We start from the raw sequence: 10,138 nt of genomic DNA on the forward strand, positions 1-10,138 counted from the left end.
GGACGTCGACGCATTCGTCCGCGACGTCCAGGCGATCAGTCTCAGCATAAAGGCCGAAGAGGGCTGCCTGTTCTACGGCATCGCCCTGGATGACAGGCCAACGGGACGCTTCCTGGTGGCAGAGCGCTGGCGGGACAGGGAAGCGCTGACGGCCCATCTCGCAAGGGCGGAAACGCTGGCATTCCTGAAGACCTGGGGTGACCGGATGAAAGGCGATCTCCAAACCTACGCGGTGATGGAGGAAAGGCCCGGTTTCGACTGAACCGGAGGACCAAGCCGATGCCCGCGCCCGCACGGGGCGCGGCCTTCAAAGGCGGACCGGCTGGCAATGCCAGCACCCGCCTACGCCGTGCGGATCCGCGCAAGCCTCTTTATTGTCTCAGCAGCATAAAGTGCATCGGGCCCTAATCCCCGACACCCTCGGATAGCCCCGAATCATTCCCACTCCAATATTTTTTCCGCTCTAAGCATCTGATTTGTTTACGAAAAATAAAATTGTCGAGTGATTATACCGTGAAAGGTACCGTCCAAAACCTAGCCTTTTGATTTTGCTGGGTTTTCAGGGGCGCACCTAGCTGAAAAAATTCTGTGAACTATCGGCATCTATCGGCCGTTTCGCGGTGAGACGTAGACGACGAAAGTCGAATCTAGCACCCCGATAAAGTACCGTCAAAACCGGCAAAATCAATATACCCACCTCGATCCTGGATCGCCGGGATGGCGGGTTGGGACCGAGCACATTGCATGGACGACAGAGGTTGAGAGGGTGAAGACAGTTTCTCGGGAAGGGCTTTACGAGCAGGTTTGGTCCAAACCCATGACCAAAGTTGCCGCAGATTACGGTGTTACGGGTACGGCGTTGAAGAAGACCTGCGATCGCCACCACATTCCAACACCGGAACGTGGGTACTGGGCAAAGCTGGAATACGGCAAGCGGGTCACCAAGGAAGCACTACCGCCACTGACCGAACCAAACTTGGCAACGGTGAGGATATCAGGAAGTTCGGAGCAGCATCTGTCTCCGTCGGTCCGCGAAGCCAAAGAGAGAGCTAGAGATAGGCTCCACAAGCATGCCGCGGCTAAGCCGCTTTTGGTCCCTGCATCGGAACCGACGCGGACCATCGCTGAACCGCCGTGTCTCGCTGCCACAAGACGCGCGATATCGAAAGCGCGTCCTGACGACCAGGGATTCGCCGCGGTCCGGTCGAAAGGCGTTGTCCCGCTCAAAATTGCTCCGGCTTCCATTGAACGGGGAATTCGGGTCCTAAGCCAGTTGTTCGCTCTTGCGGAAACCCAAGGCCATTTGCCCAAGGCAACCGAAGACGGGTTGGCGCTCATTGTCGAGAATGAATCAATTGCGTCCGGCCTGGAGGAACAGCCTGAGAAGACCTTGCATCAACCAACACCTGCCGAGTTGAAGCAGCGTGATGAAAGGATGCGCTGGGGCTACAGAACCGACCCGTGGCCCAAGTACGACCAAGTTCCATCCGGCCGGCTCGCCATCGTTATTCACGCCAACCCATATTCAGGTCTTCGCCGCACTTACTCAGACGGAAAGACACAAGCCCTGGAAAGCATGTTACCGGACATATTGGCAGGTTTCGTCGGGCACGCCGCGTACATTAGTGAGCGCAGGAGAGAATCCGACGAGCGGGAACGCCGCCACCGAGAGGCCGAAGCTCGACGCCGGCGTGAAGAGGCATTCAATAGCCGCGAGAAGCGCCGTATGGAGTTTGTGGATGCGGTCCATCAGCAACTGACCCAACGGGACAAATTGAACGCAGTGCTCCGTCATCTCGAAAAAGCGACATCCGAGGATGCTGCAAGGGTGAGCGCAATGACAACTTGGGTCCGGCAGCATCTGAAACAGATCGACGCCCTGGTCAGTCCCCATTTCCTCGACATCTCGGCCAGATCGTCGAAAGTCGATTTCGCCGAGCCAGATCCTGAAGAGGAAGCGGAAAGGGGCAGCCTTTACTATTCGCCCCCCATCACCCTCCAACTCTGGTCTATCGACGACGCAAAGGGGCTGGCCACCTCGTGCTCGCCGCTGGAGTGGACAGACGCCTTGGCCTTGCCGATCGAGGAAGCAGAGACGGACGAAGCCTCTCCGACTGACTGATACGAAACCAGTTTCAGCCATCAAAATTCGAGGATTTGTATCAACGCGAGGCCTTACGGTTTGTCATATACCGTATTTGCTAACCAACGTGACGCTAACTGAGATATTTTCGAACTAGCCTGCAGTTTGAATATGAGCTAAAACGCTCACCATGAGTGAGCAAAGCGAAGGAAAGCTGAAGCAGCTTGAGCGCCTCCTCCCGGAGGGCTTGCTCGTTGATTCCGCGTGGCTCTCCGCGCGCGACTACTACACCTCCCTGCGCACCAAATATGTTTCCTCGGGCTGGCTCGAACAGCCGGCACGCCGGGTCTATAGACGCCCCCGCGGACAGTTGAGCTGGCAGCAGGTCGTTATCTCGCTCCAGACGCTCCTCGACCATCGCCTTGCTGTTGGTGGCCGAACAGCTCTCGAACTGCAAGGCTATGCCCATTACGTCTCGCAAGGCGGTTCTAAGGTCTATCTTCACGGTCCAACGAAGCCCCCCAACTGGCTCGCCGCGCTGCCACTCAAGGAGGAATTCGTCTACCGCAACAGCACACGGCTCTTTGGGAGCGACCTACACGAGGTTGACTTCCCTCCCCTAGCTCCGGGTGCCGACAAGCAAGGCGACCGGCCGCTCCAGGAGGCCGGGCTGCGCTCCCTTGCCTGGGGACAATGGGATTGGCCGCTGACGGTTTCAGCACCGGAACGTGCCATCCTCGAGCTTCTCGACGAGCTGCCCGATCATGAAAGCTTCCATCAGGTCGACGTGCTCATGGAAGGACTGAGCGATCTTGCTCCACGACGGCTGCAGAAGCTGCTTGTCCGCTGTCGAAGCGTAAAGGTGAAGCGCCTCTTCTTCTTCTTTGCCGACCGGCATCGCCACGCATGGCTCAAACACATCGAGCGCGCCGCAATCGATCTTGGCTCGGGCAAGCGCATGCTGGTCAAGGAGGGGCGCTACGATCCCGCTTATCAGATCACCGTGCCGAAAGAACTGGACGAGGCACCCTGATGGCTTTTGCTGATGCCTACCGCAACCAGGTCGCGCTCCTGATCCGTGCGCTGCCTTCAGTCGCAATGGAAGAGTGTTTTGCGATGAAGGGCGGCACGGCCATCAATCTCTTCATCCGCGACCTGCCACGGCTTTCGGTCGATATCGACCTCACGTATCTGCCGGTTCAGGATCGCGCGGCCTCGCTAGCTGCGATCGATGCGGCGATGCTGCGCATCGCAGAGCGCATCACTGAAGCGGTTCGTGGCACCCGCGTCACGCCATCGCGCTCGCGCGAAAACGTCATCACCAAGCTTTTGGTTCGCAGCGATAGCGCGCAGATCAAAATCGAGGTCACGCCGGTCCTGCGAGGCTGCGTATTCGAACCCGACTTACGTCCGGTCTCCCCTGGCGTCGAAGACGAGTTTGGATTCGCGGAAATGCGGATTGTCTCCTTTCAGGATCTCTACGCCGGGAAGATCGTCGCCGCGTTCGACCGGCAGCATCCACGTGACCTCTTCGATGCACGCGACCTCCTGGCAAACGAAGGCATCGACGACGCGCTGCGGCGGACCTTTCTCGTCTACCTCATCAGCCACGACCGGCCCATGGCCGAGGTGCTTGCGGTGCGCCGCAAAGACGTCAAAGCTGAGTTCGAGCGCGGCTTCGTCGGTATGACGCGGCAGCCTGTCGCACTCGACGACCTTCTGGCGGCGCGTGAAGCGCTCATCAGCGAAGTCGTCGGCTCAATGCCTGATTCTCATCGCCAATTCTTGTTGGCGTTCGAACTAGGCGAACCCGATTGGTCAACAATCGGCTTGGAAGCGGCCGCCGATCTGCCGGCCGTGCGATGGCGGCAACAGAATCTCGATAGCCTGAGTGCTGAGAAGCGGGGGACGCTGGTAAATCAGCTTGAAGAGATCTTGGCGAGATAGGCGAAGCTATGGCGGAGATGGGGGGTGTCTGGACCGAGGAGCAGAACGACGCGATCGTTGCGGACTACTTCGCAATGCTCGCCGAAGACATCGCCGGCCGCCCCTACAGCAAGGCCGAGCATAATCGTCTGCTGCAGGTGGTAACTGGGCGACCCCGGGGTTCCATAGAATATAAAAACCAGAACATTAGCGCAGTGTTGAAGGGCCTCGGCGAAGATTGGATTCCTGGCTATAAGCCGGCCTTCAATTTCCAAGCGTCGCTCGTCGACGCGGTGGTTCGCTGGCTGAATCGTCATCCGGATTGGCTCGTGTCCACCGCACGGATGACCATGAATCCGTCGCCGTCAGCGCTTCAGGAAGAAGCGATGCTATGGATCGGCCCGCCCCCGACGCACAGCAATGCGCCGCCGCCCAACGAACTTGAGCAGATGACAGCTATCGCCCGGAAGTACGATGTGGCCGAGCGTGATGCCCGCAATCGCGCACTAGGTCGCGCAGGCGAGGAGCGGATTCTCGCCCACGAGCGCGCCAACCTGCTTGCCGCCGGCCGAAGCGATCTCGCAGGCCGCATCCGCTGGGTGTCGCAGATTGATGGCGATGGTGCCGGCTACGACATCCTTAGCTTCGATCCCGACGGCCGCGATCGGCTGATCGAGGTGAAGACAACCAAAGGTTGGGAGCGAACGCCATTTCACATTACTCGTAACGAACTAACCGTTGCTGAGGAACGCCGCGCGGATTGGCGGCTAGTGAGGTTGTGGAATTTCGCGCGTGAGCCACGGGCGTTTGAGTTGCGGCCACCGCTGGATGCGCATGTGTCGCTGATGGCAACCAGTTATCAGGCCAATTTCTTGTAAAGGCCGGCACCCGACGGGTACCTTTCGACGTTCGACTTAGTAAAGCTGAAATTCAGATCGCAGATGTCGCCCTCACGAAGATCTTGTGCCCAGCCATCAAATTATCGTTCGATGAGCTTGAAGCCGAAGCAATACCGTTTTCTGATCAGAGCGAACAATCATCGGCCAGTTTAAAATTAGGTAGGGTTCGGAAATAACGTTCATTTCCATTGTCTCTACATTTATTCATGTAAGAGTAAGCAGTTGCGAGCGGATGGGGATGGGCAAACAATGAGCGAGTCCAAACGAAGCTATTTCAATGACAGCCCTATCGAGGCAGCCGACGATGACCGCTATGGCGTGACCGGTTTTGCGGAATCGATCGCGAAGAGCATCACCCGAATGCAAAAGCCAGTTGGAACGACCATTGCACTCAATGGGCCGTGGGGGTCGGGCAAAAGCAGCGTCGTCAACCTCATCCGCGCTGCGCTAGCACAATCCGGCAGCGACAAGCTGGTGGTTTCGGATTTCAAATGCTGGTGGTACCGAGGTGAAGAAGCGCTGGCGCTCGCCTTTCTGCAAAGTCTGAACGGAACGTTGCGAACCAGCCTGGGCGACAAGGTAAGAGACCTGATTCCCAGCATCACTCAACGCCTGCTTCAAGCCGGACCGACTATCGGCGCAGCAGTGACTCTGGCAAGCGGCGCGCCGTTGACAGCGCTGTTCACCGGCGGCTCGAAGTTTGTGAGCACTTTCTTTCCCCAGGGCGATACTCTCGAGAAGACATTTCAGAAGCTGGCAAAAATCCTTGCTGATGAAGATCGTCGATTCCTCGTCGTGATCGACGACATCGATCGTCTCTCGCCCGACGAAGCGATAGCGATATTCCGGCTGGTGAAATCCGTCGGCCGCTTGCCCAATATCATGTACCTGCTGGTGTTCGACCGCGATCTGGCCGAAAAGGCGGTGCAGGAGCGGTTTCCTTCGGAAGGCCCTCACTTTTTGGAGAAGATCGTCCAAGCGGGATTTGAAGTGCCTGCCCCTCTCCAAACAGACTTGAACGAAGCGGTCCTTACCGCAATCCAGGAGATTTGCGGCGACCCAGAAGAGGCTCAGATCGTCCGTATCATGAACCTGTTCTACGATATCGTGGCTCCATACATGGCGACCCCTCGGCATGTGGCAAGATATGAGAATGCGATCAGCGTGACGTGGCCCGCCGTTGCAGGCGAGGTGAGCTTGGCCGACTTCATCGCTCTGGAAGCACTGCGCCTGTATGAGCCTGGCTTGTTTCGGGCGATACGCTCCCGAAAAGAGGAGGCGTGTGGTGTCTCCAATCAGCATAACGGCAATCAGAATCACGATGATCGTCTGGAGCCGTTCTTGGATGATGTTCCTGTGTCACGTCACGATCTAGCAAAGGTAGCATTGCAGCGCCTGTTCCCTAAGCTCGAAAACATGGGCTACGGCGGCGATTGGATTTCACATTGGGATGCCGAACGCCGCGTCTGCATCGAGGCTCATTTCGATACCTATTTCCGCCTCACCCTGAGTGACGAAACACTCCCGACAAAGATCATTGAGGAGATGGCAAAGCGGGCTGACGACGCCGATTTCATCAAGATGACGATGCGAGCGGCCGCGAAAGCGATTCGCCGCAACGGGAAATCGATGGTGCCCGTCTATCTAGACGAACTGACGACACATGCCGCTCGAGTCGACAAAGGCAAAGTAACTGCGTTTCTCGGGGCACTATTTGAGATCCACGATGAGATCGACCTCGACGTCGATTCCGAGCGCGGCTTTGGCGGAATAGCAAACACGAGCCTGCGCTATCACTGGCTACTACGCCGCGTTACGCGCGAGCGCTTCACGCCGGAGGAACGGAGCAATGTCCTCGTTGCGGCGATTCAGAATGCGGCCCTCGGCTGGCTAGTCGATTTTGCTTCATCAGCCATTGGCGATCATGAGGAGGAACGGAAACAAGGTCCAAAGCGGGACGAGGATTGCCTTGTGCAAGCCTCCGCCATCGAGCCTGTGCGCAAACTAGCATTGCATACCATCCGTACGGCCGCGGCGAACGGCTCGCTGATTGACCATCGGGATCTCGTCTATGTCCTTTATCGCTGGCGTGATCTGCTCGGCGGCGACTCGACCGAAGTGCGCGAGTGGACGGGCGCGCGTATCCTCGAGGATCCTAGCCTTGTCGCACTTGCTCGGGATTTCACGGGACGCTCATGGTCTATGGGAATGGGCGGATTTGGAAGCCTCGGTGATCGAGTTTCCAAAGCCACCGTGGTGGCACAGATCAGCGACGATACCGAGATTATTGACCCCAAGGCATTCCGGGCTCGATTGAAGGAAATCGCGGCAGGTGGAAAGCTGAACCAGGACGACCTGAATACAGTTCAGACGCTGCTCGATGCTTGGGATCGAAAGCGCGCTGGTAACGATGGGTTATTCGACAGATAACAGTCAGAAAGAGCCGAAAATTGACAGTGTAGTTGGAACGGGAGATCGGCACGGGTGAGGCGATCAATGGCGGAACATGGGGAACACTAGCGGTGGGCGCGCCATTCATGGCTGATGGGGCACCTGAGGCCACGATAGACAAGTCAGAAGCGCTTCGGACCGCGATTGAGGCGCTGAGGCGCAATTTATCCTGGCTCGCCAATAACCTCGGCAGCATTGAGCACTCGGTGGAGACCGAATGCAGTGGCCTGACGTTGCGACTGCACTATCCCAGCTTTCGCCAGCGCAAGCCGATGATGGCCGAGTTGATCGACGCCGTCTCGCTGCACGTCATCAACTTCTGCCTGCCACGACACCAGGTGAACGAGCTCCAGACGCTGTATGGCCAGCTTCCGGCAGACGAGTTTATGAAACGACACGAGTTGCTCCGCCAAGAAGCTTACGACCTTTTCAAGCGGGCGCACCGGGCGACCAACCGCAACGGCGAGGCAGGCGAGCTCATCCTCTACCTCCTCACCGAATGGCTGCTCGACGCGCCGCAGATCATCGCCAAGATGGGACTTAAAACTAACCGCGATATGGCGGTCCACGGCGCCGATGGCGTCCACGTCCGATTCTGCTCGGATACAGGCCGCCTGTTCGTCTACTGGGGAGAGGCTAAACTCTATAAGGATATCGGCGGCGCCATCACTGCGGCGGTTGAGTCGATCGCGGAGTCCCTCACTGACGAGAAGCTTAAGCACGAGATTACGCTCGTGAAGCGCTACCTCAATCTCTCCGACATGTCTGAGGGCGCTCGCGGTGCACTACTTGAGATGCTCGACCCGTTCGGACCGGGATACGCGAACCGCCACGACATCGTCACGTGCCTCATCGCGTTCGACTTCGACGCCTACGACGCCGTGCTCGGTGCGTCGGAGGACGCGGAAGAGCTCTTTCGCGCCCGCGCGCTGGCGAGGCTGGACGAGGTTGCGCCGAGGATCGCGACGGCGTTGAAGGGCAAGTCGCTCGCTCACCAGCCGGTTGAGCTCTTCCTGATCCCGGTCCCGTCGGTCGACCGTATGCGGGAGCTGTTCCAGGACAAGATTGGATGGACGAGCGCGCCGGCTGCGGCGTCAGGCCCTAAGGTTAGCAACGTGGAGAGGAACTGAGCTGGTGCAGGAACTAGCGGACCACATCTGGCGCAACAGGGCCTTCCACGCGGCTGCGGCTCTGGCCCACCGGACTTGGCTCGCCCGCGAACTCGGCCAGCCCCTTGCGGAGGAGGTCAGCCAGGACGACGCCGTCCGCCTCATTCGCGCGGCTGCGGTACTCGCCTGCTCGTCCGACCCCGAGCATCGTCGCCAAGCCTATCAGTCGGCGACTACCGCCTACGAAGTCGTCGGTAGCGAGACGCTCCCGATGCAGCAGGCACTGCGCGTCGTATTGAGCCGGCTCGGTAACTTCCCGGCGCTTGGAACGCGCGGCGATGTCCGCGACGCCGGAGGGCACCTTCCGCTTGAACTCCTAGTCGAGGAGTTCGGCCTCGCCGACCAGCGGCGGGTGACCCTGCGTGAGGAGCCGGTTCTGCTGACGGACTTCCAGCACGAGCTATGGCACAAACTCGGCAACGGAGCGAACGTCGCGGTGGGGGCCCCTACTTCGGCCGGAAAGACGTTCGTGCTGCAGGGGCACCTCGCACGGTTGTTCGAGGACGTAGCCGACCGGACTGTCATTTACCTCGTCCCAACCCGCGCTCTCATCGCCCAAGTCTCACGCGACCTAGCGAGCATGTTTAGATCGACTGCAGGCGGCGCGCCGGAGATTGTCACCGTTCCACTGGATGGCGACCAGCCGCTCCCCCGGCGAGCCATCTTGGTGATGACGCAAGAACGCGTCCGTCTTATGCTTGCGTCGCACCCCGACCTGGTCGCCACGATTGTCATCGTCGACGAGGCCCACAGCATCGCCGACCGGGGGCGCGGCGTCCTCCTTCAGTGGGTGGTCGACGACCTGCTGAGCCGCAAGCCTGACGCGCAGTTGCTTTTCGCCAGCCCGGGGATTCGCAACCTTGATGTGTTCGGGCGAGCATTCGGCCTCGACAACATCGAGCGCGTTCCGTCGAAGGAGCCAACCGTCGCGCAGAACTTCTTGGTTGTGCGGGTCACATCCGCGAAGCTCGGCGCATTCTCAGTGACATCAGTCGAGCCGGGAGGCGGCGAGCAGCTAGTCGGCGAGTTCGAACTCGGACATACGCTCGCGTCCCGAAAGGATCAACTGGTCCACATTCCATTTGCACTCGGTCGTGGTCCCAGTATCGTTTACGCCAATGGCATGGCCGAAGCGGAGGACTTCGCCTTACAACTCGCCGAGTTGCGAGTCGAAGAGGTCGCTAGTCCGCAGCGGGAGGCAGTCGCGCAACTCGCCGCGCAGTCAGTTCACGATTCCTACGTGCTCGGCCACTGCGTTCGGCGCGGCGTTGGCTTCCACTACTCAAATATGCCGACACAGGTCCGCCAAGCGGTCGAGGACGCCTTTGGCGATGGCACACTGGACTTCCTCGTCTGCACGAGCACGCTGCTGCAGGGCGTTAATCTGCCGGCGCGCAACGTCTTTATGTGCAAGCCCGAGAAAGGCCGCACTCGGCCGCTGGAGGGGACCGATTTCTGGAACCTTGCGGGCCGTGCCGGTCGACTGCGGCGCGAGTTTCAGGGCAATATTTTCCTGATTGGTTACGACGACTGGAAATCTAAGCCTTTGGACCAGCCGCGCGACAGCGAGATCATCACCGCGCTGGAGGCAGGCGTCAGTCAGCGGCTCG

Annotated in this window: 8 protein-coding genes; all 8 read left to right on the forward strand. The window is 59.1% G+C overall.

Going from position 1 to position 10,138, the window contains the following annotated elements:
• Positions 1 to 262: putative quinol monooxygenase (locus B4E36_RS22245; protein WP_345900834.1), on the forward strand; the 262-nt coding region annotated here is incomplete at its 5' end.
• A 555-nt stretch (positions 263 to 817) separates the two neighbouring features.
• Positions 818 to 2,122 (forward strand): hypothetical protein, encoded by a 1,305-nt coding sequence (locus B4E36_RS22250; protein ID WP_292060025.1) that lies wholly within the window; start codon positions 818 to 820, stop codon positions 2,120 to 2,122.
• A 151-nt stretch (positions 2,123 to 2,273) separates the two neighbouring features.
• Positions 2,274 to 3,116 (forward strand): type IV toxin-antitoxin system AbiEi family antitoxin, encoded by an 843-nt coding sequence (locus tag B4E36_RS22255; RefSeq protein WP_292060027.1) that lies wholly within the window; start codon positions 2,274 to 2,276, stop codon positions 3,114 to 3,116.
• Positions 3,116 to 4,030: a nucleotidyl transferase AbiEii/AbiGii toxin family protein gene (locus B4E36_RS22260; RefSeq protein WP_292060029.1), complete on the forward strand. Its 915-nt coding sequence runs from the start codon at positions 3,116 to 3,118 to the stop codon at positions 4,028 to 4,030. The genes B4E36_RS22255 and B4E36_RS22260 overlap by 1 nt, the downstream gene beginning before the upstream one ends.
• An 8-nt stretch (positions 4,031 to 4,038) precedes the next feature.
• Complete coding sequence (locus tag B4E36_RS22265) at positions 4,039 to 4,887, forward strand: DUF3883 domain-containing protein (RefSeq protein WP_292060031.1); 849 nt, start codon at positions 4,039 to 4,041, stop codon at positions 4,885 to 4,887.
• Between the two features lie 270 nt (positions 4,888 to 5,157).
• On the forward strand, positions 5,158 to 7,338 hold the full coding sequence (locus tag B4E36_RS22270; RefSeq protein WP_292060033.1) for a KAP family P-loop NTPase fold protein: 2,181 nt from the start codon (positions 5,158 to 5,160) through the stop codon (positions 7,336 to 7,338).
• A 32-nt stretch (positions 7,339 to 7,370) separates the two neighbouring features.
• Positions 7,371 to 8,489, forward strand: a complete 1,119-nt coding sequence (locus B4E36_RS22275) for a HamA C-terminal domain-containing protein (protein ID WP_292060035.1) — start codon at positions 7,371 to 7,373, stop codon at positions 8,487 to 8,489.
• A 4-nt stretch (positions 8,490 to 8,493) separates the two neighbouring features.
• Positions 8,494 to 10,138: DEAD/DEAH box helicase (locus B4E36_RS22280; protein WP_345900835.1), on the forward strand; the 1,645-nt coding region annotated here is incomplete at its 3' end.

Source organism: Martelella sp. UBA3392, from assembly GCF_002358775.1.
GTDB classification, from domain to species: Bacteria; Pseudomonadota; Alphaproteobacteria; order Rhizobiales; family Rhizobiaceae; genus Martelella; species Martelella mediterranea.

What these genes read in the sequence shown, in the direction of transcription:
- B4E36_RS22250 (WP_292060025.1), top strand. Translation starts at nt 818, where the DNA reads ATGACCAAAGTTGCCGCAGATTACGGTGTTACGGGTACGGCGTTGAAG.
- B4E36_RS22255 (WP_292060027.1), top strand. Translation starts at nt 2,274, where the DNA reads ATGAGTGAGCAAAGCGAAGGAAAGCTGAAGCAGCTTGAGCGCCTCCTC.
- B4E36_RS22260 (WP_292060029.1), top strand. Translation starts at nt 3,116, where the DNA reads ATGGCTTTTGCTGATGCCTACCGCAACCAGGTCGCGCTCCTGATCCGT.
- B4E36_RS22265 (WP_292060031.1), top strand. Translation starts at nt 4,039, where the DNA reads ATGGCGGAGATGGGGGGTGTCTGGACCGAGGAGCAGAACGACGCGATC.
- B4E36_RS22270 (WP_292060033.1), top strand. Translation starts at nt 5,158, where the DNA reads ATGAGCGAGTCCAAACGAAGCTATTTCAATGACAGCCCTATCGAGGCA.